The sequence below is a fragment of the Azospirillum sp. genome, assembly GCF_035628975.1.
Taxonomy (GTDB): Bacteria; Pseudomonadota; Alphaproteobacteria; order Azospirillales; family Azospirillaceae; genus Azospirillum.
Map to the genome: position 1 here is coordinate 38,381 of NZ_DASPIS010000022.1, position 23,174 is coordinate 61,554.

Here is a 23,174-nt window from a genome sequence, read left to right on the forward strand (position 1 = left end):
GCTTGGGGCCCGCTTACTTGGGCAGCCAGCCGAAGGTCACCAGGACACCGGCGGTGAGCACGACCCAGAACAGCGAGAAGGGCAGGAAAACCTTCCAACCCAGCCGCATCAGCTGGTCGTAGCGGTAGCGCGGCATGGTGGCGCGAACCCAGACAAAGGTGAACAGGCACAGCGCGATCTTCAGCGCGAACCACACGATGCCCGGCACCCAGGTGAAGGGCGCGAAGGGCAGCGGAGGCAGCCAGCCGCCGAGGAACAGGATGCTCGTCATCGCGCTCATCAGGATCATGTTGGCGTATTCGCCAAGGAAGAAGAGCGCGAAGGGAGCGGAGCTGTATTCCACCATGAAGCCGGCGACCAGTTCCGATTCGCCTTCCGGCAGATCGAACGGGGCGCGGTTGGTTTCTGCGAGCGCCGAGATGAAGAACATCACGAACATCGGCAGCAGCGGGATGGCGAACCACACCGTTTCCTGCGCCTTCACGATGTCGGTCAGGTTCAGCGACCCGACGCAGAGCAGCACGGTGATGATGATGAGGCCCATCGAGACCTCGTAGGACACCATCTGCGCCGCGGAGCGCAGCGCGCCCAGGAAGGCGTAGCGCGAGTTCGACGCCCAGCCGGCCATCACGATGCCGTACACGCCCAGCGAGGAAATCGCGAACAGGTACAGCACGCCGACGTTGATGTTGGACAGCACCACCCCATAGTCGAACGGGATGACCGCCCAGGCGATCAACGCCAGGAAGAAGGTGAGCATCGGGGCGATGTAGAAGACGATCCGGTTGGCGCCTTCCGGCAGGATCTGCTCCTTCGCGAACAGCTTCAGGCCGTCGGCGAAGGGCTGCATCAGGCCGAAGGGGCCAACGATGGCCGGACCCTGGCGCAGTTGCATCGCGCCCATAATCTTGCGCTCGGCATAGGTCATGAAGGCGACCGCCACCAGCAGGGGCACCGTGATCGCCAGGATTTGCAGGACCATAATGATCAGCGGCAGGAGGAAGCCGCTCCAGAACTCAGCCATGGGTGCCAGTCCTCTCCTGAGCAGGGCCCACCAGCGCTTCCGTGCAGTTGGCCATCGTCACCGATGCCCGGCTGATCGGGTCGGTCATGTAGAAGTTGGTGATCGGCGTCACGAAGGGAGCGGCGTCGACCGGGCCCTGCGCGCCGAACGGCGCCCAGGCGGCCGGGGTCATCTCGCCGATCGCACCGAAGATCGGGTTCGCAGCCATCAGCCGCTGGCGCAGCTGGCCATGGGTGTCGAAGGGCAGCGTGGTGCCCAGGACTTCCGACAGGGCGCGGACGATCTTCCAGTCCTCGCGCGCTTCGCCGGGCGGGAAGACCGCGAGACGGGCGAGCTGCGGACGGCCTTCGGTGTTGACGTAGACCGCGTTCTTCTCGGTATAGGCGGCACCCGGCAGGATGACGTCGGCGCGGTGGGCGCCGGCATCGCCATGGTGGCCCTGATAGACGACGAAGGCATTGCCCAGCTTGGCCGTGTCGATCTCGTCGGCGCCCAGCAGGTAGACCACGTCGATCTCGCCCTTCGACGCGCCGTCGAGGATCCCGTGAACGTCGCGACCGCCTTCGCCCGGCAGGAAGCCGGCCTCGATGCCGCCGACACGCGCCGCGGCGGTGTGCAGCACGTTGAAGCCGTTCCAGTCGTCGCGGAACATTCCGTAGGCCTCGCCGACCAGACGGGCGGCGGCCTGTACCGCGAGACCGTCGGCGCGCTGGAAGGCGCCCATGCCGACGATGATCATCGGATTCTTGGCGGTGCGCAGGGTTTCGGCGAACGGGTGGCTGCCGTCGACCAGTTGCTGCAGCGTCTCCGGACCGGAGCCGATCACGCTGTAGGGATAGGTCAGATCACGCTGCTCGCCGATGGAGGCGATGGTGACGCCGCCGGCCAGATAGCGCTTGCGGATGCGGGCGTTGACCAGCGTGCCTTCCCAGCGCGGGTTGGTGCCGACCAGCAGGATCACGTCGGCCTTCTCGATGCCAGCGATGCCCGAGTTGAACAGGTAGCCGGCGCGCACCAAGGTGTCGAACCGCGCACCGTCCTGGCGGCAATCCAGGTTCGCGGAACCCAGACGCGACAGCAGCTCCTTCAGCGCGAACTGCGCCTCAACATCGACCAGATCGCCGGAGATGGCGGCGATGCGGTTGCCGGGCAGGCCCTTCAGACGCGCCGCGATGGCGGTGAAGGCCTCGGCCCAGCTGGCCGGGACCAGCTTGCCGTTCTGGCGGATGTAGGGGCGGTCCAGGCGCTGACGCTTCAGACCGTCATAGGAGTAGCGGCTCTTGTCGTTCAGCCACTCCTCGTTGATGTCGTCGTTGACGCGCGGCAGGACGCGCATCACCTCGGCGCCGCGGGCGTCGACGCGGATGTTCGAGCCGACGGCGTCGAGGACGTCGATGGTCTCGGTCTTGCGCAGTTCCCACGGACGGGCCGTGAAGGCGTAGGGCTTGTGGGTCAGCGCACCGACCGGGCAGACGTCGGCGAGGTTGCCCGACAGCTCCGAGCCGATCGCCTTCTCGACGAAGGTGGTGATCTCCATATGCTCGCCGCGATAGACGGCGCCGACATCGGGAACACCGGCCACTTCGTTGATGAAGCGGATGCAGCGGGTGCAATGGATGCAACGGGTCATGATGGTCTTGATGACCGGACCCATATACTTGTCGTTGACCGCCCGCTTGTTCTCGCCGTAGCGGCCGCGGTCGAAGCCGTAGGCCATGGCCTGGTCCTGCAGATCGCACTCGCCGCCCTGATCGCAGATCGGGCAATCCAGCGGGTGGTTGATCAGCAGGAATTCCATGACGCCCTTGCGAGCCTTCAGGACGGTCTCGCTGTTGGTGCGGACGACCATTCCGTCGCCGCAGGGCATGGCGCAGGATGCGACCGGCTTGGGCGCGCGCTCCATCTCCACCAGGCACATGCGGCAGTTGGCCGGCACGCTGAGGCGCTCGTGGTAGCAGAAGCGCGGAATCTCGATCCCCAGCTGCTCGCAAGCCTGGAGGATCGAGGTGCCCGGCTCGACCTCGATCTCGATCCCGTCGATGGTCAGTTTCGGCATGGGAACGGGAACTCCTTACTCGGCCGCCAGCGGGGCGCTGTTGCGGTAGGCCTGGATGCGCCGCTCGACTTCCGGACGGAAGTGGCGGAACAGGCCCTGGATCGGCCAGGCGGCGGCGTCGCCGAGCGCGCAGATGGTGTGGCCTTCGACCTGCTTGGTGACCTGCAGCAGCATGTCGATCTCTTCCATGCGGGCATTGCCGGTGACCATGCGCTGCATGACGCGGTTCATCCAGCCGGTGCCCTCGCGGCACGGCGTGCACTGGCCGCAGGACTCATGCGCATAGAACTGCGACAGGCGGGCGATGGCCTTCACGATGTCGGTGGACTTGTCCATCACGATCACCGCGGCGGTGCCGAGGCCGGACTGCACTTCGCGCAGGCTGTCGAAGTCCATCAGGACGGTGTCGCAGATCGACTTCGGCAGCACCGGGACCGACGAGCCGCCGGGGATGATGCCCAGCAGGTTGTCCCAGCCGCCGCGCACGCCGCCGGCATGCTTTTCGATCAGCTCCTTCAGCGGGATGCCCATCTCCTCTTCCACGTTGCACGGATTGTTCACGTGCCCGGAGATGCAGAAGAGCTTGGTGCCCGAGTTCTTCGGACGGCCGAGGCCGGCGAACCAGGAGGCGCCGCGACGCAGGATGGTGGGAACAACCGCAATGGATTCGACGTTGTTCACCGTGGTCGGGCAGGAATAGAGACCGGCCTGGGCGGGGAACGGCGGCTTGTTGCGCGGCTGGCCCTTCTTGCCCTCGATCGATTCGATGAGCGCGGTTTCCTCGCCACAGATATACGCGCCCGCACCGCGGTGGATGTAGACGTCGTAATTGTAGCCGGTGCCGCAGGCGTTCTTGCCGATCAGCCCCGCCGCATACGCCTCGTCGATGGCGCGCTGGACGTTGGAGCCCTCGTTGTAGAACTCGCCGCGGATGTAGATGTAGCAGGCGCTGGCACCGATGGCGAAACCGGCGATCAGGCAGCCTTCGATCAGCTTGTGCGGATCGTGGCGCAGGATGTCGCGGTCCTTGCAGGTGCCGGGCTCGCCCTCGTCGGCGTTGATGACGAGGTAGACGGGCTTGTCGGTCACGTTCTTCGGCATGAAGGACCACTTCATGCCGGTCGAGAAGCCGGCGCCGCCGCGGCCGCGCAACCCCGATTCCTTCACCTGCTCGATGATCCAGTCCCGGCCGTTGGCCAGGAAGGACGCCGTGTTGTCCCAGTCACCGCGCTTGCGGGCCGCCTCGAGACCGAAGTCCTGGTAGCCGTAGAGGTTGGTGAAGATGCGGTCCTCATCGCGAAGCATCGCTGTCCCCTCCCCCTCAATCGTCCGCTTGCGCGGTGTTGGCGTCCGCTTGCGCGGTGGTAAAGGCCTTCAGCGTCGTCGGGCCGCCGACCGGCTCCGACGACTGACGGCCGGTCTGCGAACCCGGCTTCGGCGTCTCGCCGCGCGCCAGCGCGTCGAGGATGCGCTCCATATGCTCCGGGGCCACGTCTTCGTAGTAATCGTCGCCGATCTGCACAACCGGCGCGTTGACGCAGGCGCCCGAGCACTCGACCTCGCCCAACGTGAACTGGCCGTCGGCCGTGGTCTCGCCCACCTCGATGCCGAGCTTCTTCTTGCAGGTGTGGACGATGTCGTCCGACCCGCGCAGCCAGCAGGGCGTGGTGGTGCAGACCTGGATGTGGTGCCGGCCGACCGGGTTCTTGTTGTACATCGTGTAGAAGGTCGCGACCTCGTACACGCGGATGCGCGGCATGCCGAGCAGGTCGGCCACGGCGTCCATGGCGACGCGCGGCAGCCAGCCGCCGTTCTGGCGCTGGGCCACGTCCAGCAGCGGCATGCAGGCGCTGGCCTGCTTGCCCTGCGGGTACTTGGCGATGATGCGCTTCGCCAGCTCCAGGTTTTCAGGAGTGAAGGTGAAGCTCGTCGGCTCGGCGTGGCCGTGATCGGAAGCGGGCGCGCTCATCGATCGATTTCTCCGAAAACGATGTCCATCGAGGCGATGTTGGCGACGGCGTCGGCCAGCATGTGACCCTTCGACATGAAGTCCAGGCCCTGAAGATGGGCAAAGCCCGGCGCGCGGATTTTGCAGCGGTAGGGCTTGTTGGTGCCGTCGGACACCAGATACACGCCGAATTCGCCCTTGGGCGCTTCGATGGCGGTGTAGGTCTCGCCGGCGGGGACGTGGAAGCCCTCGGTGAAGAGCTTGAAGTGGTGGATCAGCGCTTCCATCGAGCGCTTCATCTCGCCGCGCGGCGGCGGCGACACCTTCCGGTCCTCGATCTTGTAGGGGCCGGCCGGCATCTCCTTGCAGCACTGGCGGATGATCCGCAGCGACTGCCGCATCTCCTCCATGCGCACGAGATAGCGCGCCCAGCAGTCGCCGGTCACGCCGACCGGGACGTCGAACTCCATGCGGTCATAGACCTCGTAGGGCTGCGACTTGCGCAGGTCCCAGGCGACGCCGGAGCCGCGCAGCATCGGACCGGTGAAGGCCCAATCGAGCGCCTCCTCCTTGGTGACGATGCCGATGTCGACCGTACGCTGCTTGAAGATGCGGTTCTCGGTCAGCAGGCTTTCGAGGTCGTCCATGAACTTCGGATAACGCTCGGTGAAGGCCCAGATGTCGTCCAGCAGGCCGTCCGGCAGGTCCCAGGCGACGCCGCCGGGCCGGAAATAGTTGGCGTGCAGGCGGGCACCCGACACGCGCTCGTAGAACTCCATGAGGATTTCGCGTTCCTCGAAGCCCCACAGAGCCGGCGTGATGGCACCGACGTCGAGTGCGCCCGTCGTGATCGACAGGATGTGGTTCAGGATGCGCGTGATCTCCGAGAACAGCACGCGGATGTACTGGGCGCGCAGCGGCGCCTTGATCTGCAGCAGGTTCTCGATGCCGAGCACATAGGCATGCTCCATGCACATCGGGCTGACATAATCCAGGCGGTCGAAATACGGCACGGCCTGGACGTAGGTCTTGTACTCGATCAGCTTTTCGGTGCCGCGGTGCAGCAGGCCGATGTGCGGATCGCAGCGCTCCACGACCTCGCCGTTCAGCTCCATCACCAGACGGAGCACGCCGTGGGCGGCCGGGTGCTGCGGCCCGAAATTCATCGTGTAGGGCTTGATCTGCGTCTTGGTCTCAGGCCCCGACGCGCTGATCGGCCCAGTGGGGCCAGTCGTGACGACGCCGGTCGCCGATTCGGTCGAAACGGTCATGCTCACGGCTTCTTGCTCCCGTCCTGGAGGGCCGCCTTCTCATCGCCGGGCAGCATGACGTTGGTCATGCCTTCCCACGGGCTGAGGAAGTCGAAGGCGCGGAAATCCTGGGTCAGACGGACCGGCTCGTAGATCACGCGCTTCTGGTCCTCGTCGTACCGGGCCTCGACATAGCCGGTCAGCGGGAAGTCCTTGCGGAAGGGGTGCCCCTCGAACCCGTAGTCGGTGAGGATGCGGCGCAGGTCCGGATGATTCTCGAAGAAGATGCCGAACAGGTCCCACACCTCGCGCTCGAACCAGTTGGCCGCGCTGAAGACGGAAACGGCCGACGGAACGGGCGTGTCCTCGTCGGTGGCCAGCTTCACGCGCATGCGCCGGTTGTGGGTGTAGCTGAGCAGCTGATAGACGACCTCGAACCGCTCGACGCGATCCGGGTAATCGACCGCGGTGATGTCGGTCAGCTGCTCGAACCGGGTGGCCGGATCGTCGCGCAGCGCGGTCAGCACCGTCAGGATGGCCGGCCGTTTGACCGTCACCATCAGCTCGCCGAGCCTCACCTCGACCTTCAGGACGTCGCCGCCGAGTTTGGCCGCGATGACGTCCCCGAGTTCCTTCAACGCCTGTTCGGACATGGGTGGGACCCTGCCTTCCTACTTGTCTTCAGCGCGCTTGTCGTTCGTCCCGCCCGGCAGCGGCATGGCTGCGGGCGGGAACGGTACGCCGTGGTCAGCGGGCGATGCGGTTGCCGCGCTTGATCTTCTTCTGGAGCTGGAGGATGCCGTAGATCAGCGCCTCCGCCGTCGGCGGGCAGCCGGGGACATAGATGTCGACCGGAACGATCCGGTCACAGCCACGAACCACGGCGTAGGAATAGTGATAATAACCGCCGCCGTTGGCGCAGGACCCCATGGAGATCACCCAGCGCGGCTCCGGCATCTGGTCGTAGACCTTGCGGAGCGCGGGGGCCATCTTGTTGGTCAGGGTGCCGGCGACGATCATGCAGTCGGACTGGCGCGGGCTGGGACGCGGGATCACGCCGAAACGGTCCAGGTCATACCGGCTCATATAGGCGTGGATCATCTCCACCGCGCAGCAGGCCAGACCGAAGGTCATCGGCCACAGCGAGCCGGTCCGGGCCCAGGCCAGCAGGTCCTCGTACTTCGCCAGCACGAAGCCCTTGTCCTGGATCTCGTCGGAGACCGCGCGGATGTAGGCGTCCTGTTCCGGTCCGGGCGGAATCGGCGCCAGCGGCTTGGCGACCTCTACTCCCATTCCAGAGCTCCTTTCTTCCACTCATAAATGAAGCCGATGGTCAGGATGCCCAGGAACAGCATCATCGACCAGAAGCCGAACAGCCCGATGTCGCCGAGGGCGATCGCCCACGGGAACAGGAAGGCGACTTCCAGGTCGAAGATGATGAACAGGATCGAGACCAGGTAGAACCGCACGTCGAACTTGGTGCGCGCGTCCTCGAACGGCTCGAAGCCGCATTCGTAGGGGGAGACCTTCTCGGCGTCCGGGTTCTTCGGGCTGATGACGTAGGATGCCCCAACCATCACCGCGGCCAGCGCGATGCCGATCAGCAGAAACACCAGGATCGGAAGATACTCAATGATCAGCGGAGTCGACACCGCGTTCCTCCCATAAGCCCACGACCACGGGCGCCGTTCCAGCCGGAAATCGGCGGAAGCGCAAAGCCGTGGCAGCCATGCCTTGGATTAGCCCATCAGACGGGCCGGAATATATGCCGAGACCGTGGGCAAGGAAAGCGCTTTGAATCGCTTTTCACTACGCGGAAGGACAAGTCGGTCCCTGCGGTAGAGCCTGGTAATACCACGTTTTTAAAAAAGGGCAAAGGGTAGACTATTCGCATGCGAAAAAGGACCCGCGATTAGCGAGTCCTTGGGCCATACTGGCGAATGACAGCGAAATTTTAAAAGGAAAGTGGCGCGAGTGACGGGACTTGAACCCGCGGCCTCCGGCGTGACAGGCCGGCGCTCTAACCAACTGAGCTACACCCGCGCAGAGCGACTTTGCTTCGACACCAGCCAACCGCAAAGCCAACGCTTTGAACTGCCTGCTGTTTTCACCGGGACCGTTGAGGCCCCCGTCGTTCGGTGGGCGGTTTGTAGTCGCCCGGGAGGCCGCCTGTCAATCACCAAATTGCAAAAAATTAATGCCGAGCCCGCTGATCGGGTTCTGTCCGTTCCCCTGCCCTGCTCAAGGCAGTTGATGCGCCTCCCGGCGCAGCGCTTCCAGGCGGTCGAAGGCCTGGATCATGCCGGCCGACAGCTCCCGGTGGTCGACCGCATCAGGTCCGCCGAAGCGGGTCAGGGTTTCTTCCAGGGCCCGGGCGAGATGCTCGGCGACGTCCAGATGCTTCTGTTCCAGCGCCAATTCGAGTGCGGCGAGGATGCGGTCGCCGAGCCGCCGGTCGTTCGAAGTCATGCGTTTCCCCAGCCCGTGGATTTCTGCGGCCGGCCATCGGCCGCCGGTGTTTCGGTTGCGTCTGCAGGATAGCAGCTTCATCGCGGCGGGGCGGCGGGAATCGCACGCTGCGACATTTCGGAGGCACCTCTTCCGAACAGGGGCCACGCCATGCGATAGTCCGGCCATGCCGTTCCATGTTTCATTCCGCCGCAGCCTCGGCGTGCTTCTGCTGGCCGCCGGCCTCGTCCCGGCCGCAGGACCGGCGCCAGCCGCCTCCAATGTCTCCGCCGCGCAGGCGGAGGCGAAGGAGATCGCCAAGTCCATGGGCAACTGCACCCCGGCCAAGGTTGAGGTGCTGCGCTATACCGTCGGGCGCGAGGGATCGACGACTTTCAAGATCGGCTGCAGCGAGGACAAGGACGCCTTCGTCGTCGTGCAGTGCCGGTCTCGGGTCTGTGCGCTGGCGCGTTGAGGATCGCAAGGACGAGCCGTATGACTGAATTCACCGCTTGTTAACCGCGCTCGCGCGCAATTGCGGAATGCGGCGGACCACGAGCGGTGCGCGCATGGCAACAGGGGCCGGATGACGATGGGCATGGGACGGACGGCGTCGATGCGGGGTTGGCTGGCCATTGCCCTGGCAGGGCCGGTTATGGCGTTGGCCGGCTGCACCTCCCCGCTCGGGCTGGCGGCGGCCGGCGCGGATGTGGTGACGCTGAACGCCACCAAGAAGACCATCGGCGATCATCTGGTGTCGGCCGCCACCGGCCGCGACTGTTCGATCATCAGCTTCGAGCAGACCGGCGATTACTGCCCGGACAAGGTGGTGATCGACCGCTCGCGGATTTATTGCTACCGCACGCTGGCTGATGTCGATTGCCACCACATTCCCGATCCCTACCGCAACGGCAACACGGCGCTTGCCAGCCCGCCGCCGGACATCCGGACGGTGCCGCGCAAAAGAGGCTGGTTCGACGACGCCACGCCCTATACGTCGAACAACGGAACCTAGGGGACTCTCAGCGCACCTTCTTGGCGACGAAGGCCTTGGCGATCGCCATCATCGCCTTCTCATGCGTCGGCCCGCCGGCCGGGGCGTCGTGAACGGTGGCCCCCTTTGCAGCCGCCGCAGCCTTGCCGGCGGGGGCGCCGCGCTGGGGAACCGGTTCCCCTGAATCGCGGCCCAACTGGTTCAGCAGGTTTTCAAGCGCATCGCGGCTGAGGCCCGAGGCGGACGGCCGCCCACCCCCTGCCCCGCCGCCGGCCGCCGGACGCGCGGACGCGTTCCGGCTGGGCGGACGGCCGGCACGCTCGATGGCGGCGGCGGCGATGGCCTTCAGGAAGGGCTGGGCGATCCCGCGCAGCAGGTCGGGATCCTCGACGGCCCAGGCCATCAGGATCTTCTGCGCGTTCATCCGGCTGCCCTTGGCCGCCAGGATCGCTTCGCGGACCTTGCCGTCGACGTAGGAATTGCTCATCGGGAATCGTCCACCGGGATATGTCCGCCAGCCGCGTCAAGACCGCGGGAACCATGGAGGACTGTCGGGCCAACTCGGTTAATAAACGGTTGCAGGTGCTTTGCGCTCTGCGGAAGACGTGGAAGAAGCGGTTGCCGCCGGCCGGAGAGGCGCGGATAGTGGCGGGATGCTGATCGAAACCTTCGCCGACCTGATCTGCCCCTGGTGCTACATCGGCAAGCGCCGGCTCGACCGGGCGCTGATGCAACGGCCCGGCCTGCGCCCGGAAATCCGCTGGCAACCGTTCCAACTGAATCCGGACATGCCGCGGGGCGGAATGTCGCGCGACGATTATCTGGCCGCGAAGTTCGGCGGCGGGGAGCGGGCCCGGCAAATTCACCGGGTGGTGGAGGACACGGCGGCACGCGACGGGCTGCCGCTGGCGCTCGACCGCATCCAGCGCACGCCCAACAGCTTCGACGCGCACCGGCTGGTCCGAATAGCCGGGCGCCACGGGCTGGGCAACGCGATGGCCGATGCGCTGTTCGCGGCCTATTTCGTCGAGGGCGTGGACATCGGCGACCGGGACGCGCTGGCCAGCGTCGCCGCCGGGTTGGGCCTGGATTTTGTCGAGACGCGGCGCCAGCTGTCCACCGACGCCGAATCGGCTTCGGTACATGCCGCCGATGCACTGGCCCGCCAAATGGGACTGCAGGCGGTTCCCTGCTACATCTTCAACCGCCGCTACGCGCTGTCCGGCGCGCAGGAGCCGGCGAGTTTCCTGCCGCTGCTCGACCTCGGCAGCGAGGAACCGGAGAATTTGTCGGTTGTTTCCGGCTGAAACCCCGGAATGAAAAAGGGCGGCCCGAAAGCCGCCCTTTTCCATGTCGTCCCGATCAGGCCGCAGAGATCAGGCTGTAGAGATCAGGCCGGCGTGCTGGTGGTCTTGGCGTAGCCCAGCGTCTTCAGCGCATCGGCGATCTCCGGCAGGATGCCCGGATCGTCGATGGTCGCCGGCATCTTGTAGTCCTGGCTGTCGGCGATCTTTTGCATGGTGCCGCGCAGGATCTTGCCCGAACGGGTCTTCGGCAGACGGTCGACCACCAAGGCACGCTTGAAGTCGGCGACCGGGCCGATCTGTTCGCGCACCAGCTGGACGACCTCCTTGACGATCTCCTCATGCGGCCGGGTGACGCCGGCCTTCAGACAGACGAAGCCCAGCGGCACCTGACCCTTCAGGTCGTCGGCCACGCCGATCACCGCGCATTCGGCGACGTCCTTGTGGCTCGACAACACCTCTTCCATGGCGCCGGTGGACAGGCGGTGGCCGGCGACGTTGATGATGTCGTCGGTGCGCGCCATGACATAGACATAGCCGTCATCGTCGATGAAGCCGGCATCGCCGGTCTGGTAATAGCCCGGGTAATCGGCCAGGTAGGACTTCTTGAATCGCTCGTCGGCGTTCCACAGCGTCGGCAGCGTGCCCGGAGGCAGCGGCAGCTTGACGCAGATGGCGCCGATGTCGCCGCGCGGAACCTCCTTCAGCTCGGCATTCAGCACCCGCACGTCCCAGCCCGGCATCGGGCGGGTGGCGGAGCCGTACTTGATCGGGAACAGGTGCACGCCCAGGGGGTTGCCGGAAATAGCCCAGCCGGTCTCGGTCTGCCACCAGTGGTCGATGACCGGAACGTTCAGATTGTCCTCGGCCCAGTGCAGCGTGTCGGGGTCCGACCGCTCGCCGGCCAGGAACAGGGCGCGGAAGTGCGACAGGTCGTACTTCTTCAGGTAATTGGCGTCCGGATCCTCGCGCTTGATGGCGCGAAAGGCGGTCGGCGCGGTGAACAGGGTGCCGACCTTGTGCTGCTCGATCACGCGCCAGAAGGTACCCGGATCCGGGGTGCCGACCGGCTTGCCTTCGAACACCACGGTGGTGCAGCCGGTCAGCAGCGGCGCATAGACGATGTAGGAGTGGCCGACGACCCAGCCCACATCCGACGCCGCCCAATACACCTCGCCGGGCTTGACGTTGTAGATGTTGGTCATGGTCCAGCGCAGCGCCACCGCATGGCCGCCGTTGTCGCGCACCACGCCCTTGGGCTGCCCGGTCGTGCCGGAGGTGTAGAGGATATAGAGCGGGTCGGTCGCCTCGACGGGCACGCATTCCGCCGGCTCCGCCTTCGCCACGGCTTCCATCCAGTCGACGTCGCGGCCGGCGACCAGCGTCGCCGTCTCCTGCGGGCGCTGATAGACGATGACGCTGCTGGGCTTGTGGGCCGACTGTTCGATGGCGGAGTCCAGCATCGGCTTGTACTTGACGATGCGGTTCGGCTCGATGCCGCAGGAGGCGGAGACGATGGCCTTCGGCTTGGCGTCGTCGATGCGGGTCGCCAACTCGTGCGGGGCGAAGCCGCCGAACACCACCGAATGCACGGCGCCCAGGCGGGCGCAGGCCAGCATGGCGACGACCGACTGCGGAATCATCGGCATGTAGAGGAGGACGCGATCGCCCTTCTCCACGCCCTGGGCGCGCAGCGCGCCGGCGAAGCGGGCGACCTGATCCTGCAGCTCGGCATAGGTGATGGTCTGGACGGTTTGGGTGACCGGGCTGTCATAGATGATCGCCGCCTGCGCGCCGCGACCGCCTTCCACATGGCGATCGACCGCGTTGTAGCAGGTGTTCAGCTCCCCGCCGGTGAACCAGCGGTAGAAGGGCGCGTTGCTGTCGTCCAGCACCTTGTCCCACGGCTTGAACCAGGAAATGTCCTTTGCCGCCTCGCCCCAGAACCCGGCTGGGTCCGACAGGGAACGGGCATGCATCTGGTCGAAAAGCTCTGCAGTCGTGGTGCTGGCGGTCGGGCTCATGGCAGGGCGTCCCTCGTTCTATTTTGGTACTATTCGGTGCGTATTTCCTCTCGGCCGCGAAACGATCCGTTACGCAGCCTCCACAATCTGCGACAAAAGCATAAGTGCTGGCAAATGTCAGAAGGTCGGGGGTGCGGCGAGCTGTCGCATTCCCCATTGGTGAAACACCGTTCCGGAACCTGGAATTCAAAAGGAAACGCAGACCGGCCGGATGGCGAGTCCGACCGACTGCTGGTGGAACCGCTCCTTGTACGATTCGACGATTTCACGGATGAGCGCCAAGGTCGCCGGCCCGCCTTCGGCCAGCAGGGTCAGCACCTTGCTCGGCTCCCGGATCAGACGGCCGGTCTCGCTGTCACGCCAGTGGCCGGAGGCGTCGATGACGGTCAGGCCGTTGGGGAAGCGCGGCGTCACCTCCCCATCCAGGAAATCGGCCCAGTCGCGGTCGCTGACGCCCACGTCCGCACCGATGTTGCGGCCGAAGAACAGATGCGCCTCGATCATCGGGGCGGCGGAATAGGCCTCGCAAGCCAGCGCCGCCGCAGCCGGAGCGAGGGCAGGCTGCGTGGAAGGGGGCGCCAGCTGCGCCGCGGCCGGACCGCTCAGCAGCAGGAGCGGGAGAAGCACTGACGGCAGAGTCGGGACGGGACGCATCGGCGAGACTCCGTTCTGGCGCCGGATGGCGCGTCAAGTCGTGCGGGCGGCATGGAGATCAGCGATGCTCTGGTCAGGACGCCCCCGGACCGTTATGCATGGATCATGGCCATTGATCCACCAATCACCGGGATTCGCCCGATCCTGACCGTCGTCCACGGCAACGGCGAGCGCCTGATCGTGGCCCGTCTCACCAACTTGGGCGGCGGCAGCCAGTCCAACCGCTTCGTCCTGCGTCGCGCCGATTTCCGCGCACCGTGGGAGCAGCCGGAGAAGGGCTATTTCGGCTATGCGGAGGTCGCCCGCGCGCTGGACGCCAACGGCTGGCGCGGCTGCAGCATCGAAGCGATGGCCACCACCGATCTCGAGGAACGCCGCGCCCGCCAGCTCGCCCGCAAGAAGCTGCACCTGCAATGCGTGGAGGCGGCGATCCGGCGGGCGCAGGAGGGGGAAACGTCCGGAGCGGAGTGAGCGCGCGATAGGCGCCGCCCTCACCGCCTCCCCAGCGCGGTCATCCTCCGATCGAAATCGGCGGCGAGGTCGGCAAGCGTCACCTGCCCGAGGTGGCGGACGAGCACCGCCTCCGCCTCGCGCAGCGCCCCGTCCAGGGCGGCATTCACGGCCTGCTCCACCAGACAGCTCGGCTCGTCCGCCGTCGGGCCGATGGCGAAGATCCCCGGCTCCCCCAATGCCCGGTGGATGTCCAGCAGCGTGATTTCGTTCAGCGGCCGGGCCAGCCGCCAGCCGCCGCCATGACCCTTTTCCGACCGTACATGTCCGGCATCGCGCAGACCCGCCATGGTCCGGCGGATGACCACCGGATTCGTGTTCAGCATGGCTGCGATCGCCTCCGACGTCAGGGCGCCGTCATGCCGGTCCATGTGGATCAGCACATGCAGCATGCGGGATAGGCGGCTGTCCTGTCTCATCGATGCTCGGTTCCTTCCGGTGTTGCGCCGGGCGGCCTCGCACTCAGGCCACTTCATAAGTTACATGGCACATTGACCACGCCCGTTCATGTAACTTATCGTGTGTCGTGAAAGGGCGCGAACGGCGCACCCTGCCAATCCCTGGAAAGACAAAAGCCATGGACGCAAACGATCCGACGACCTACGACGCGATCATCGTCGGCGGCAGCTATGCCGGCATCGCCGCCGCGCTTCAGCTGGCACGCGCCCGGCGCCGGGTGCTGGTGATCGACGAGGGGGTCCGGCGCAACCGCTTCGCCTCCCACTCGCATGGCTTCCTCGGCCAGGACGGCCGCCCGCCGGGAGACATCGCCGCAGAGGCCCGCGACCAACTGATGCGCTATCCCACCGTCACTTGGAGGACCGGCCGGGCCGAGGATGCCGCGCGGACCGCCGAGGGGGTTCGGATCACCGATTCGAATGGAATTGCCCACCGGGGGCGCCGGCTGCTGCTCGCCGTCGGTGTGATCGACGAGTTGCCGGCGATTCCCGGCCTTAAGGAACGCTGGGGCCGCTCCGTCTTCCACTGCCCCTACTGTCACGGCTACGAGTTGATGCAGGGCCGGATCGGCGTCGTCGCCGTGTCCGGGCAGTCCATGCACCATGCGCTGATGCTGCCGGACTGGGGACCGACGACACTGCTTCTGAACGGGGCGTTCGTGCCCGACGCCGACCAGTCGGCCCATCTGGCCCGGCGCGGGGTTGCCGTCGAAACCAGCCCCGTCACCGGGATCGGCGGCGATGCGGCAGAGGTCGCGCTTGACGATGGGCGGGTTCTGCCCTTCGCCGGCCTGTTCGTGCTGCCGAAAAGCCGCATCGCAAGTCCACTGGCGGCACAATTGGGATGCGCGACCGAGGATGGACCGCTCGGCACCCACATCCGGGTCGATGCGATGCAGGAGACCAGCGTCCCCGGTGTCTTCGCCTGCGGCGACGCGGCACGGGCGGCGGGATCGGTGGCGCTGGCCGTCGGTGCCGGCACCATGGCCGGAACGGCGCTGCACCGGTCGCTGCTGTTCTGCGAGGACGAAGCCCTGTTCGCCCGCCCCTAACCGATCAGCAAACCGGCGGCGATGGCCCACATCACCAGGGCGATGACGCCGTCCATCACCCGCCAGGACGCCGGCCGGGCGAACAGCGGGCGCAGCAGGCGGGCGCCATAGCCGAGCGCGAAGAAGAACAGGAAGGACGCCGTCATCGCCCCCAGCGCGAAGGCCCCCCGCGCCTCGGCGAAGCGGGCGGAGACGGAACCGACCAGCACCACCGTGTCCAGATAGACATGCGGGTTCAGCCAGGTCAGCGCCAGACAGGTCAGCAGCGCCGGCAGCAGCCCGGCCGGTTCCCGGTCCGCCGGAGCCAGCCCAGCCCCGCTGCGCAGGGCGGATCGGGCGCTGCGCAACCCATAGACCAGCAGGAACGCGGCACCGGCATAGCGCATCAACGGTTCCAGCCATGGCCAGCGCGCACCGGCCGTGGCGAACCCGCTCACTCCGACCAGGATCAGCACCGCGTCGGACAGGGCACAGGTGGCGCAGATCGCCAACACATGTTCGTTGCGCAAGCCCTGACGCAGCACGAAGGCGTTCTGTGCTCCGATGGCGACGATCAGGCTGAAGCCTAGGAACAGGCCCGGCAGGAAGGCGGTGAGCAGCACGGAGGAAAACAGGGAGGCGGCGAAGGGGTCGGTCATGGCGCGGTTCCGGAGTCGGTGGATGCCAATCCGCTACCATCCGACTGACCTTTGCCCTACTTAATCCTTCTTGCCCTGGTTAAGTGGAGCTAATCCATGCTGGACTATCCGCTGCTGATGGCGCTGGCCGCCGTGATCCGCACCGGCAGCTTCGAACGCGCCGCCCAGCAGTTGCACGTCACGCCTTCGGCCGTGTCGCAGCGGGTCAAGCTGCTGGAGGAACGGCTGGGCAGCGTCCTGGTGGTGCGCGGCCAGCCTTGCACCGGGACGGCGGCCGGTCAGCGCCTGTGCCAGCATGTGGAGCGGGTGGCGTTGCTTGAAAGCGAACTGCGCGGCGCCCTGCCCGGCCTGATCCCGGCGGAGGGGCCGGCCACCCTGCGCGTCGCGGTGAACGCCGACAGCCTCGCCACCTGGTTCGTCGCGGCGATGGCCGAGATGCCCGGCTGCCTGTTCGATCTGGTTCTGGATGACCAGGACCACAGCGCCGAATGGCTGCGCAAGGGCGAGGTGCTGGCCGCCGTCACCGCCAGCGCGGCGCCGGTTCCCGGCTGCAACAGCCACCCGCTGGGCGCGCTGCGTTACCGCGCGACCGCAAGCCCCGGCTACATGCGCCGCCACTTCCCGGACGGCGTCACCGCCGACGCCCTGTCCCGCGCGCCCTGCCTGACCTTCAACCGCAAGGACCGGCTGCAGGCGCAATGGCTGCGTCTGGTGCTGGCAAACACCGCACCGGGACACCTGCCGACTCCGCCCACTCATTGGCTTCCCTCCACCCATGCCTTCGTCGATGGGGCGCTGGCCGGGCTTGGATGGGGGATGAACCCCGACCCGCTGGTGGCCGACCATCTCTCCGCCGGCCGGCTGGTGGAACTGGTGCCCGGCCATCCACTGGACGTGCCGCTGCATTGGCAGCAGAGCCGCATCGCCGGAACAGCGCTGGCCGAGCTGTCGCGTGCCGTCCTGCGCGCCGGCCGGCGGGCGTTGCATCCCGCCGACGGAGAGGAGAGCGGCGCAAGCCCGCCGGACGCATGAGGACTTTGCCCGCGGCGCGTGCGCGCTTATATGGATCCAACCAATCTCTGGAGGGATTCGATGACCAGCAGCGCCGCCACGGCCGCAAACGACACCGCCGAACTGGGTGCGCTTCCCACCTGGGACCTGAGCGATCTCTATCCCGGCATGGAGTCGCCGGAGCTGAAGGCCGATCTCGACCGGATGGAGCGGGAGTGCAAGGCCTTCCGCGAACGCTATGCCGGCAAGCTGGCCACGCTGAAGGGCGACGAATTGGCCGCCGCTATCCGCAGCTATGAGGACATCGACGAGACGCTGTCGCGGGTCATGTCCTATGCCGGGCTGGTCTACAACGGCAACATGGTCGACCCGACCATCGCCAAGTTCTACCAGTCGGCGCAGGAACGGGTGAACGACATCTCCGCCCACCTGATCTTCTTCACGCTGGAGATCAACCGGCTGGACGAGGGCGATCTGGCGGCCAAGCAGAAGGCATCCTCGGCGCTGCGCCATTACGAGCCGTGGCTGCGCGACGTCCGCCTCTACCGCGACCACCAGCTGTCAGACGAGATCGAGCGGCTGCTGCACGAGAAGCATGTCGTCGGCCGCGCCGCCTGGAACCGCCTGTTCGACGAGACCATCGCCAGCCTGCGCTTCCCCATGGGCGGAAAGGACCTGACCTGTGCGGAGGCGCTGAACCGCCTGTCCGACCGCAACCCCGTCGTACGCCGCGAGGCCGGCGAGGTGGTGGGCAAGGTGCTGGGCAAGAATGCGCGGCTGTTCGCGCTGATCACCAACACGCTGGCCAAGGACAAGGAGATCGAGGACGACTGGCGCAACTACCCGACGCCGACCTCCGCCCGCAACCTGTCCAACCGGGTCGAGGACGAGGTGGTCGACGCGCTGGTCTCCGCCGTCAAGGGCGCCTATCCGGACCTGTCCCACCGCTATTACGCAATGAAGGCCAAGTGGTTCGGCCAGGACCATCTGGACTATTGGGACCGCAATGCCCCGCTGCCCGAGGATGCCGACCGCAGCATCCCGTGGGAAGAGGCCCGCGACATCGTGCTCGGCGCCTATGGCCGCTTCTCTCCCGACCTCGCCAGCCTGGGCAAGCGCTTCTTCGACAATCCCTGGATCGACGCGCCGGTCCGGCCCGGCAAGGCGCCGGGCGCCTTCGCCCACCCGACCGTGCCCAGCGTCCACCCCTATCTGCTGGTCAACTACCAGGGCAAGACCCGCGACGTGATGACGCTGGCGCATGAGCTGGGACATGGCGTCCACCAGATCCTGGCCGGCAAACAGGGCCATTTCCTGTCCGACACCCCGCTGACCCTGGCGGAAACCGCGTCGGTGTTCGGCGAGATGCTGACCTTCCGCGCCTTGCTGGCGGCGGAGACCGACCCGAAACGCCGCCGCATCATGCTGGCCGGCAAGGTCGAGGACATGCTGAACACGGTGGTGCGCCAGATCGCCTTCTTCGACTTCGAACGCCGCGTCCACACCGAGCGGAGCGAGGGCGAGCTGACGTCGGACCGCATCGGCGAAATCTGGATGGCGGTGCAGACCGAAAGCCTCGGCCCGGCGTTGCGCTTCGACGAGGGATACCGGCACTACTGGTCCTACATCCCCCACTTCATCCACTCGCCCTTCTACGTCTACGCCTATGCCTTCGGCGACTGCCTGGTGAACTCGCTCTACGCGGTCTACCAGGATGCGGAGGAGGGCTTCGCCGAGAAGTATCTGGCGATGCTGTCGGCCGGCGGTACGCTGCGCCACAAGGAGCTGCTGGCTCCCTTCGGGCTGGACGCCTCCGACCCAGCCTTCTGGCAGAAGGGCCTCGGCGTCATCCGCGGCTTCATCGACGAGCTGGAGGGTGGGGAGGCGAAGGGCTGACGATTTGGGTGTCTTGACCGCCGTCAAGAGACCATGACGGCTGTGCGGGTATGGTGGCCTTCGGAGCGTCGTCTCCGAAGGCCATCTTCGTTTCAGGAAGCCCCGCCATGCTTGCAACCGCCACGCCCGCCGCCGACCAAGCCGCCGCCCCTGCCGCTGACGTCCCCCTCCTCGGCTTTGCGGTCATGGACCGCGACCATGTCGATTCCGTCGCCCTGTTGCAGGCGGCCTGCAACGCGCCGGCCGGGCAGCTCCAGGCCCCTTTTGCCGCTTTCGCCAAGCATCTGCGCGAGCATTTCGCCCGCGAAAACGCGCTGATGACGCAGCACGGCTTCTTCGCCCTGCATTGTCACAAGGACGAACACGCCCGCGTTTTGAACGTGGTCGCGGCCATGGAAGCCGAACTGGCGGAGGGCAAGGAGGACCGGGCGCGCCTGTACGTGACCGAGCATTTCCCCGACTGGTTCCACACCCATCTGGCGACGATGGACCGTGTGACCGCGGACTTCCTGGCTCAGGCGGAGGGGTGAGGGTTCGGCCGCGGGTAGCCCCCTCCCCATCCCTCCCCCACCTTCGATGGGAGAGGGGGCCGGATGCTTGTGGAAGCTATCCGAAGAACGGCGGCAATCCCCTCTCCCGCGATCGGACCGGCCTTCGCCCGGCCGAGAGCGGGGGAGGGTTAGGGAGGGGGCAGCACGCGAGGCGCCTCGCCCTCCGACAGAACCCCGGAATTGGAAAGGGGCCGGAACCTGTTCGGTTCCAGCCCCTTATGGATGGTGGGCGCACAAGGACTCGAACCTTGGACCCGCTGATTAAGAGTCAGCTGCTCTACCAACTGAGCTATGCGCCCATCTCTTGATGCGGTGAACCTGACTGAAATCTATGCCGAAATCAGCCGACTGTTCATCGCGCCGGCCAAGCCGTTGTCCCGGCCGGTGTGGCGCGGTTTATAGCGAAGGGCTTTTGGCCTGTCGATAGCAAAATCGCACCCCATGTGAATTTTTTGGCGCGCGCTTTTCGGTGGCCGGACTCCGCCCCCGGCGGCTACACCGGCGCTGTCGATAACGGGCATCGAAACGGGAGATCGGGAATGGGCGGCTGGACGGAAGGCTATGTCGGCGGCATCGACTATATCCGCGCCGTCTATCGCGACTGGTCGCCGCCCCTGCTCGGCTTTGCCCTGACGCTGCGCGGTTGGCGTCCGCCCGAAGCGCTGCGCCGCGGCTGCTTCACCATGGCGGAGCCCGGATGCGGCCACGGGCTGACCAGCGCGCTGCTGGCCGGCGCCCATCCGGCCGCAAGTTTCGAGGCGATGGACTTCAACCCTTCGCATATCGCCGGGGTCCGGCGGCTGGCCAACGATGCCGGGCTCGCCAACGCCACCTTCCTGGAGGAGAGCTTCGCCGACCATGCGCGGCGCGAGGGACCGATGCTGGACGTGGTTGCCCTGCACGGCGTCTGGTCCTGGGTAAGCGCCGAGAACCGGGCGATCCTGCTCGACATGCTGCGCCGCCGGCTGGCACCGGGTGGCGTCGTGTTCGTCAGCTACAACGCCCTGCCCGGCACGTTGGCCCATATGCCGTTGCGCCGCCTGCTGGTGGAGCGCTGCGCCGACGGCGACGGTCCCCTGCCGGACCGCATCGCGCGGGCGGTCGAGTTCGCCTCGCGGATGGCCGCCCAAGGCGGAGGCTGGTTCGGCGCCACCGACGGCGTGGTGGAGCGAATCGAGCAGTTGCGCCACAAGTCGCCGAACTACATCGCCCACGAATACCTCAACGGCGACTGGACGGCGTTCTACCATGCCGATGTGGCGCGCGAGATGGCGGCCGCCAAGCTGGAATTCGCCGGCGCCGCCGTGCCGATGGAGCAGATGCACGACCTCAGCCTGTCCCCCGCGCAGCAGGCTTTGGCGGATGAAGCGCGTGACCCGGCCCAGGCCGAGACCCTGCGCGACGTGATGACCAACCGCAGCTTCCGCCGCGACCTGTTCGTGAAGGGGGGCGAGCGGCTGGGACCGGCGGAACGGCGCGCGCTGTTGGGTGAGACCCGGTTCGCGCTGTTGGTGGGCGCCGACGATTTGCCGGAAGTCGCCTCCACCCCCGTCGGCCGCCTGCCCTTCCCGCGGGCGCTCTACCAGCCGCTGGGCGAGGCACTGGCCGAGGGGCCGCAGAGTCTCGATGCGCTGCTCGCCCGGCCGGCCCTGGCGGCGCAGGGGGAGGACGCCGTGCTGCGCGCGCTGGTCCTGCTGACCAGTCTGGCGCTGGTGGCGCCGGTCATGCCCGAAGACGGATTTGCCGAACGCAAAGCCTCGAGCGAGCGCTTCAACGCCGTGGTTCTGGAGCGCCACCGCTTCGGCGATACGCCGGGGCAGCTCGCCTCCCCGCTGCTGGGCGCCGGGGTGCCGGTGACACGGATCGAGGCATTGTTCCTGCTGGCCGCACGGCTGGGTGAGGACCCCGCCGGCTTCGCCTGGCGCCACCTGTCCGCCGACGGACTCACGCTTGGCCGCGACGGCGAGCGTTGCGAGGGAGATGAGGCCAGCCGGGCGGAACTGGCGCGCCGGCATGCCGCTTTCGTGCAGCGGCGGCTGCCGTTGCTGGAAGGTTTGGGAGTGGTTTGAGGGTTGGGAGCGTCGGCGTCGTTGCCCCAACAGTCCCGCTCAGCGCTCGGCGACCACTTTCGGCAGCTTCTCGGCGATGCCGTAAAGCGCTTCGCGCCGGCGGATTTCGGCGAACACGTCGTCCGGGTGGATGTTCAACGTCGCCCACAGGACCGACAGGTTGTACAGCAGGTCGGCACTTTCGTTGATGACCCCCTGGCGGTCCTCGTTCATGGCATCCAGCGCCACCTCGACCGCTTCCTCGCCCACCTTCTTGGCAATCTTCTTCGGACCGGCGGCGATCAGCCGGGCGGTCTTGGACTGCGCCGGGTCCATCTGCTGGCGGTCGAGGATGGCGTCATAGAGGCGGATCAGGTCGTCGGTCATCAGGGAGGGCTTGTCTCGTCTGCGGGTGGGAACGGCATCCCGTTAACGTGATCGCTCCGCAACGGAAATGCTATCCCCCATCGGCCCGGTCCCGGGCCGAACGATCGCCTTATGCCTTGCGGTGACGCCTCCAGGCATCACTTCACGGCCTCAGCCCACCGGATCATAGGAATGGTCGGCCTTCGGACGCTCGTCCAGCAAGGTCTGGCCGGTGCTGACGAAATGCACGACCTCGGCGATGTTGGTGGCGTGGTCGCCGATGCGCTCCAGGTTCTTGGCGATCATCATCAGGTGCATATGCGCCATGAACTGGTCCGGTGCCGCCAGGGCAGACCGTTCCACTTCCGCAACGAGGCTGGTGTAGAGAGCATCCACCTCGTCGTCGGTGCGCCAGATGCGCAAGGCCGCCTCGCTGTCGCTGTCGACATAGGCGTCCACCACGGCGCTGAGCCGCTCGCGCACCAGCCGGCCGAGCTGCGGCAGGCCCGACAGCGAGGCCGATTCCGCAAGGCTGAAGATGGCGACCGCCCGCTTGGCGGTGTTGGCGGCATGGTCGCCGATGCGCTCCAGGTTGCCGGCGATCTTCAGCGCCGCCACGACCTCGCGCAGGTCGTCGGCCACCGGCTGGCGCAGGGCCAGCAGGCGCATGCAGTGCGCTTCGATGTCATGCTCGAAAGAATCGAGTCGCGCGTCCGACTCGACGATTTCCCGCGCCAGATCGGGGTTGCGCTGGGCCAGGCAGGTCAGGGCCTGGTCGATCTGCGTCTCCGCAGCGCCGGCCATCTGCACGATGGCGGATTTCATCCGCTTCAGCGCGTCCTCGAACGCGGACACGATGTGCGGAGCGGAGGTCTTCATGGTCGGCAAACCCTTCCCGGCGGTCTCATCCAAAGCCGCGACCATAGCGTCTCGACGTTACGG

The 23,174-nt window shown here is 66.7% G+C and carries 25 protein-coding genes and 2 tRNA genes; 9 read left to right on the top strand and 18 right to left on the bottom strand.

The window, feature by feature from the left end:
* Nucleotides 1–13: 13 nt before the first annotated feature.
* The 10 genes from nuoH to VD964_RS04460 form a co-directional block, all read right to left on the bottom strand.
* Nucleotides 14–1,024, bottom strand: coding sequence for an NADH-quinone oxidoreductase subunit NuoH (gene nuoH / locus VD964_RS04415; protein ID WP_324865966.1), 1,011 nt, complete (start codon nucleotides 1,022–1,024; stop codon nucleotides 14–16).
* Nucleotides 1,017–3,080 (bottom strand): NADH-quinone oxidoreductase subunit NuoG, encoded by a 2,064-nt coding sequence (nuoG, locus tag VD964_RS04420; protein ID WP_324865968.1) that lies wholly within the window; start codon nucleotides 3,078–3,080, stop codon nucleotides 1,017–1,019. Before nuoG ends, nuoH begins: the two co-directional genes overlap by 8 nt.
* Nucleotides 3,081–3,095: 15 nt before the next feature.
* On the bottom strand, nucleotides 3,096–4,385 hold the full coding sequence (gene nuoF / locus VD964_RS04425; protein WP_310112626.1) for an NADH-quinone oxidoreductase subunit NuoF: 1,290 nt from the start codon (nucleotides 4,383–4,385) through the stop codon (nucleotides 3,096–3,098).
* Between the two features lie 16 nt (nucleotides 4,386–4,401).
* Nucleotides 4,402–5,049: an NADH-quinone oxidoreductase subunit NuoE gene (nuoE, locus tag VD964_RS04430; RefSeq protein WP_014248415.1), complete on the bottom strand. Its 648-nt coding sequence runs from the start codon at nucleotides 5,047–5,049 to the stop codon at nucleotides 4,402–4,404.
* Nucleotides 5,046–6,194, bottom strand: coding sequence for an NADH-quinone oxidoreductase subunit D (locus VD964_RS04435; RefSeq protein WP_414637093.1), 1,149 nt, complete (start codon nucleotides 6,192–6,194; stop codon nucleotides 5,046–5,048). The genes nuoE and VD964_RS04435 overlap by 4 nt, the downstream gene beginning before the upstream one ends.
* Before the next feature lie 107 nt (nucleotides 6,195–6,301).
* A complete protein-coding gene (locus tag VD964_RS04440; protein ID WP_014248417.1) occupies nucleotides 6,302–6,931 on the bottom strand; it encodes an NADH-quinone oxidoreductase subunit C in 630 nt (209 codons plus the stop codon).
* Between the two features lie 94 nt (nucleotides 6,932–7,025).
* Complete coding sequence (locus tag VD964_RS04445; RefSeq protein WP_174470176.1) at nucleotides 7,026–7,571, bottom strand: NuoB/complex I 20 kDa subunit family protein; 546 nt, start codon at nucleotides 7,569–7,571, stop codon at nucleotides 7,026–7,028.
* Nucleotides 7,562–7,930, bottom strand: a complete 369-nt coding sequence (locus VD964_RS04450; RefSeq protein WP_014248419.1) for an NADH-quinone oxidoreductase subunit A — start codon at nucleotides 7,928–7,930, stop codon at nucleotides 7,562–7,564. The genes VD964_RS04445 and VD964_RS04450 overlap by 10 nt, the downstream gene beginning before the upstream one ends.
* A gap of 314 nt (nucleotides 7,931–8,244) precedes the next feature.
* Nucleotides 8,245–8,321 (bottom strand) — tRNA-Asp (locus VD964_RS04455).
* A 198-nt stretch (nucleotides 8,322–8,519) separates the two neighbouring features.
* Nucleotides 8,520–8,747: a hypothetical protein gene (locus VD964_RS04460; RefSeq protein ID WP_149222112.1), complete on the bottom strand. Its 228-nt coding sequence runs from the start codon at nucleotides 8,745–8,747 to the stop codon at nucleotides 8,520–8,522.
* 166 nt (nucleotides 8,748–8,913) lie between these two features.
* On the opposite strand from VD964_RS04460, the gene VD964_RS04465 reads away from it, so the two are divergent.
* Together VD964_RS04465 and VD964_RS04470 are read left to right on the top strand one after the other, a co-directional pair.
* Nucleotides 8,914–9,201: a hypothetical protein gene (locus VD964_RS04465; RefSeq protein WP_324865976.1), complete on the top strand. Its 288-nt coding sequence runs from the start codon at nucleotides 8,914–8,916 to the stop codon at nucleotides 9,199–9,201.
* Between the two features lie 141 nt (nucleotides 9,202–9,342).
* A complete protein-coding gene (locus VD964_RS04470; RefSeq protein ID WP_324865978.1) occupies nucleotides 9,343–9,741 on the top strand; it encodes a hypothetical protein in 399 nt (132 codons plus the stop codon).
* A gap of 7 nt (nucleotides 9,742–9,748) precedes the next feature.
* Here the strand turns inward: VD964_RS04470 and VD964_RS04475 are convergent, their stop codons facing one another.
* Nucleotides 9,749–10,207 (bottom strand): hypothetical protein, encoded by a 459-nt coding sequence (locus tag VD964_RS04475; RefSeq protein ID WP_324865980.1) that lies wholly within the window; start codon nucleotides 10,205–10,207, stop codon nucleotides 9,749–9,751.
* A 166-nt stretch (nucleotides 10,208–10,373) separates the two neighbouring features.
* On the opposite strand from VD964_RS04475, the gene VD964_RS04480 reads away from it, so the two are divergent.
* The gene (locus VD964_RS04480) at nucleotides 10,374–11,027 is read left to right on the top strand and encodes a DsbA family oxidoreductase (RefSeq protein WP_324865982.1); all 654 of its coding nucleotides are present in this window, start codon (nucleotides 10,374–10,376) and stop codon (nucleotides 11,025–11,027) included.
* Nucleotides 11,028–11,110: 83 nt separating this feature from the next.
* On the opposite strand, the gene VD964_RS04485 is transcribed toward VD964_RS04480, so the two are convergent.
* Together VD964_RS04485 and VD964_RS04490 are read right to left on the bottom strand one after the other, a co-directional pair.
* Nucleotides 11,111–13,048: a propionyl-CoA synthetase gene (locus VD964_RS04485; protein WP_324865984.1), complete on the bottom strand. Its 1,938-nt coding sequence runs from the start codon at nucleotides 13,046–13,048 to the stop codon at nucleotides 11,111–11,113.
* A 186-nt stretch (nucleotides 13,049–13,234) separates the two neighbouring features.
* Nucleotides 13,235–13,702 (bottom strand): DUF3574 domain-containing protein, encoded by a 468-nt coding sequence (locus VD964_RS04490; protein WP_324865988.1) that lies wholly within the window; start codon nucleotides 13,700–13,702, stop codon nucleotides 13,235–13,237.
* A 105-nt stretch (nucleotides 13,703–13,807) separates the two neighbouring features.
* Between VD964_RS04490 and VD964_RS04495 the strand changes: the two genes are divergently transcribed.
* Nucleotides 13,808–14,173, top strand: a complete 366-nt coding sequence (locus tag VD964_RS04495) for a hypothetical protein (protein ID WP_324865995.1) — start codon at nucleotides 13,808–13,810, stop codon at nucleotides 14,171–14,173.
* A gap of 20 nt (nucleotides 14,174–14,193) precedes the next feature.
* On the opposite strand, the gene VD964_RS04500 is transcribed toward VD964_RS04495, so the two are convergent.
* Nucleotides 14,194–14,631: an Rrf2 family transcriptional regulator gene (locus tag VD964_RS04500; protein WP_324865996.1), complete on the bottom strand. Its 438-nt coding sequence runs from the start codon at nucleotides 14,629–14,631 to the stop codon at nucleotides 14,194–14,196.
* A gap of 158 nt (nucleotides 14,632–14,789) precedes the next feature.
* On the opposite strand from VD964_RS04500, the gene VD964_RS04505 reads away from it, so the two are divergent.
* Complete coding sequence (locus VD964_RS04505; protein ID WP_324865997.1) at nucleotides 14,790–15,722, top strand: NAD(P)/FAD-dependent oxidoreductase; 933 nt, start codon at nucleotides 14,790–14,792, stop codon at nucleotides 15,720–15,722.
* Here VD964_RS04505 and VD964_RS04510 read toward each other — a convergent pair.
* A complete protein-coding gene (locus tag VD964_RS04510; protein WP_324865998.1) occupies nucleotides 15,719–16,360 on the bottom strand; it encodes a LysE/ArgO family amino acid transporter in 642 nt (213 codons plus the stop codon). The two genes, VD964_RS04505 and VD964_RS04510, sit on opposite strands and share 4 nt — an antisense overlap.
* Nucleotides 16,361–16,456: 96 nt before the next feature.
* Here VD964_RS04510 and VD964_RS04515 point away from each other — a divergent pair, with 96 nt between their 5' ends.
* The 3 genes from VD964_RS04515 (at nucleotide 16,457) to VD964_RS04525 (ending at nucleotide 19,797) form a co-directional block, all read left to right on the top strand.
* Nucleotides 16,457–17,392, top strand: a complete 936-nt coding sequence (locus VD964_RS04515) for a LysR family transcriptional regulator ArgP (protein ID WP_324865999.1) — start codon at nucleotides 16,457–16,459, stop codon at nucleotides 17,390–17,392.
* Between the two features lie 60 nt (nucleotides 17,393–17,452).
* Nucleotides 17,453–19,267, top strand: coding sequence for a M3 family oligoendopeptidase (locus tag VD964_RS04520; protein ID WP_324866004.1), 1,815 nt, complete (start codon nucleotides 17,453–17,455; stop codon nucleotides 19,265–19,267).
* Between the two features lie 107 nt (nucleotides 19,268–19,374).
* Nucleotides 19,375–19,797, top strand: a complete 423-nt coding sequence (locus VD964_RS04525; protein ID WP_324866006.1) for a hemerythrin family protein — start codon at nucleotides 19,375–19,377, stop codon at nucleotides 19,795–19,797.
* A 244-nt stretch (nucleotides 19,798–20,041) separates the two neighbouring features.
* Here the strand turns inward: VD964_RS04525 and VD964_RS04530 are convergent.
* Nucleotides 20,042–20,117: transfer RNA gene (locus VD964_RS04530), tRNA-Lys, on the bottom strand.
* Between the two features lie 240 nt (nucleotides 20,118–20,357).
* Here VD964_RS04530 and VD964_RS04535 point away from each other — a divergent pair.
* Nucleotides 20,358–21,887 carry a class I SAM-dependent methyltransferase gene (locus tag VD964_RS04535; RefSeq protein WP_324866008.1) on the top strand — a complete coding sequence of 510 codons (1,530 nt, stop codon included), beginning with the start codon at nucleotides 20,358–20,360 and terminating at the stop codon, nucleotides 21,885–21,887.
* A 39-nt stretch (nucleotides 21,888–21,926) separates the two neighbouring features.
* Here VD964_RS04535 and hisE read toward each other — a convergent pair whose 3' ends face one another.
* Together hisE and phoU are read right to left on the bottom strand one after the other, a co-directional pair.
* The gene (gene hisE, locus VD964_RS04540) at nucleotides 21,927–22,253 is read right to left on the bottom strand and encodes a phosphoribosyl-ATP diphosphatase (protein ID WP_014248435.1); all 327 of its coding nucleotides are present in this window, start codon (nucleotides 22,251–22,253) and stop codon (nucleotides 21,927–21,929) included.
* A gap of 150 nt (nucleotides 22,254–22,403) precedes the next feature.
* The gene (phoU, locus tag VD964_RS04545; protein WP_324866011.1) at nucleotides 22,404–23,111 is read right to left on the bottom strand and encodes a phosphate signaling complex protein PhoU; all 708 of its coding nucleotides are present in this window, start codon (nucleotides 23,109–23,111) and stop codon (nucleotides 22,404–22,406) included.
* Nucleotides 23,112–23,174: the final 63 nt, after the last annotated feature.

What these genes read in the sequence shown, in the direction of transcription:
- VD964_RS04495 (WP_324865995.1), top strand. Translation starts at nt 13,808, where the DNA reads ATGGCCATTGATCCACCAATCACCGGGATTCGCCCGATCCTGACCGTC.
- VD964_RS04535 (WP_324866008.1), top strand. Translation starts at nt 20,358, where the DNA reads ATGGGCGGCTGGACGGAAGGCTATGTCGGCGGCATCGACTATATCCGC.
- VD964_RS04440 (WP_014248417.1), bottom strand. Translation starts at nt 6,931, where the DNA reads ATGTCCGAACAGGCGTTGAAGGAACTCGGGGACGTCATCGCGGCCAAA.
- nuoG (WP_324865968.1), bottom strand. Translation starts at nt 3,080, where the DNA reads ATGCCGAAACTGACCATCGACGGGATCGAGATCGAGGTCGAGCCGGGC.
- VD964_RS04435 (WP_414637093.1), bottom strand. Translation starts at nt 6,194, where the DNA reads ATGAATTTCGGGCCGCAGCACCCGGCCGCCCACGGCGTGCTCCGTCTG.
- VD964_RS04520 (WP_324866004.1), top strand. Translation starts at nt 17,453, where the DNA reads ATGACCAGCAGCGCCGCCACGGCCGCAAACGACACCGCCGAACTGGGT.
- VD964_RS04460 (WP_149222112.1), bottom strand. Translation starts at nt 8,747, where the DNA reads ATGACTTCGAACGACCGGCGGCTCGGCGACCGCATCCTCGCCGCACTC.
- nuoF (WP_310112626.1), bottom strand. Translation starts at nt 4,385, where the DNA reads ATGCTTCGCGATGAGGACCGCATCTTCACCAACCTCTACGGCTACCAG.
- VD964_RS04525 (WP_324866006.1), top strand. Translation starts at nt 19,375, where the DNA reads ATGCTTGCAACCGCCACGCCCGCCGCCGACCAAGCCGCCGCCCCTGCC.
- VD964_RS04505 (WP_324865997.1), top strand. Translation starts at nt 14,790, where the DNA reads ATGGACGCAAACGATCCGACGACCTACGACGCGATCATCGTCGGCGGC.
- VD964_RS04465 (WP_324865976.1), top strand. Translation starts at nt 8,914, where the DNA reads ATGCCGTTCCATGTTTCATTCCGCCGCAGCCTCGGCGTGCTTCTGCTG.
- phoU (WP_324866011.1), bottom strand. Translation starts at nt 23,111, where the DNA reads ATGAAGACCTCCGCTCCGCACATCGTGTCCGCGTTCGAGGACGCGCTG.
- VD964_RS04500 (WP_324865996.1), bottom strand. Translation starts at nt 14,631, where the DNA reads ATGAGACAGGACAGCCGCCTATCCCGCATGCTGCATGTGCTGATCCAC.
- hisE (WP_014248435.1), bottom strand. Translation starts at nt 22,253, where the DNA reads ATGACCGACGACCTGATCCGCCTCTATGACGCCATCCTCGACCGCCAG.
- VD964_RS04480 (WP_324865982.1), top strand. Translation starts at nt 10,374, where the DNA reads ATGCTGATCGAAACCTTCGCCGACCTGATCTGCCCCTGGTGCTACATC.
- VD964_RS04490 (WP_324865988.1), bottom strand. Translation starts at nt 13,702, where the DNA reads ATGCGTCCCGTCCCGACTCTGCCGTCAGTGCTTCTCCCGCTCCTGCTG.
- VD964_RS04475 (WP_324865980.1), bottom strand. Translation starts at nt 10,207, where the DNA reads ATGAGCAATTCCTACGTCGACGGCAAGGTCCGCGAAGCGATCCTGGCG.
- VD964_RS04515 (WP_324865999.1), top strand. Translation starts at nt 16,457, where the DNA reads ATGCTGGACTATCCGCTGCTGATGGCGCTGGCCGCCGTGATCCGCACC.
- VD964_RS04510 (WP_324865998.1), bottom strand. Translation starts at nt 16,360, where the DNA reads ATGACCGACCCCTTCGCCGCCTCCCTGTTTTCCTCCGTGCTGCTCACC.
- VD964_RS04470 (WP_324865978.1), top strand. Translation starts at nt 9,343, where the DNA reads ATGCGGGGTTGGCTGGCCATTGCCCTGGCAGGGCCGGTTATGGCGTTG.
- nuoE (WP_014248415.1), bottom strand. Translation starts at nt 5,049, where the DNA reads ATGAGCGCGCCCGCTTCCGATCACGGCCACGCCGAGCCGACGAGCTTC.
- VD964_RS04445 (WP_174470176.1), bottom strand. Translation starts at nt 7,571, where the DNA reads ATGGGAGTAGAGGTCGCCAAGCCGCTGGCGCCGATTCCGCCCGGACCG.
- VD964_RS04485 (WP_324865984.1), bottom strand. Translation starts at nt 13,048, where the DNA reads ATGAGCCCGACCGCCAGCACCACGACTGCAGAGCTTTTCGACCAGATG.
- nuoH (WP_324865966.1), bottom strand. Translation starts at nt 1,024, where the DNA reads ATGGCTGAGTTCTGGAGCGGCTTCCTCCTGCCGCTGATCATTATGGTC.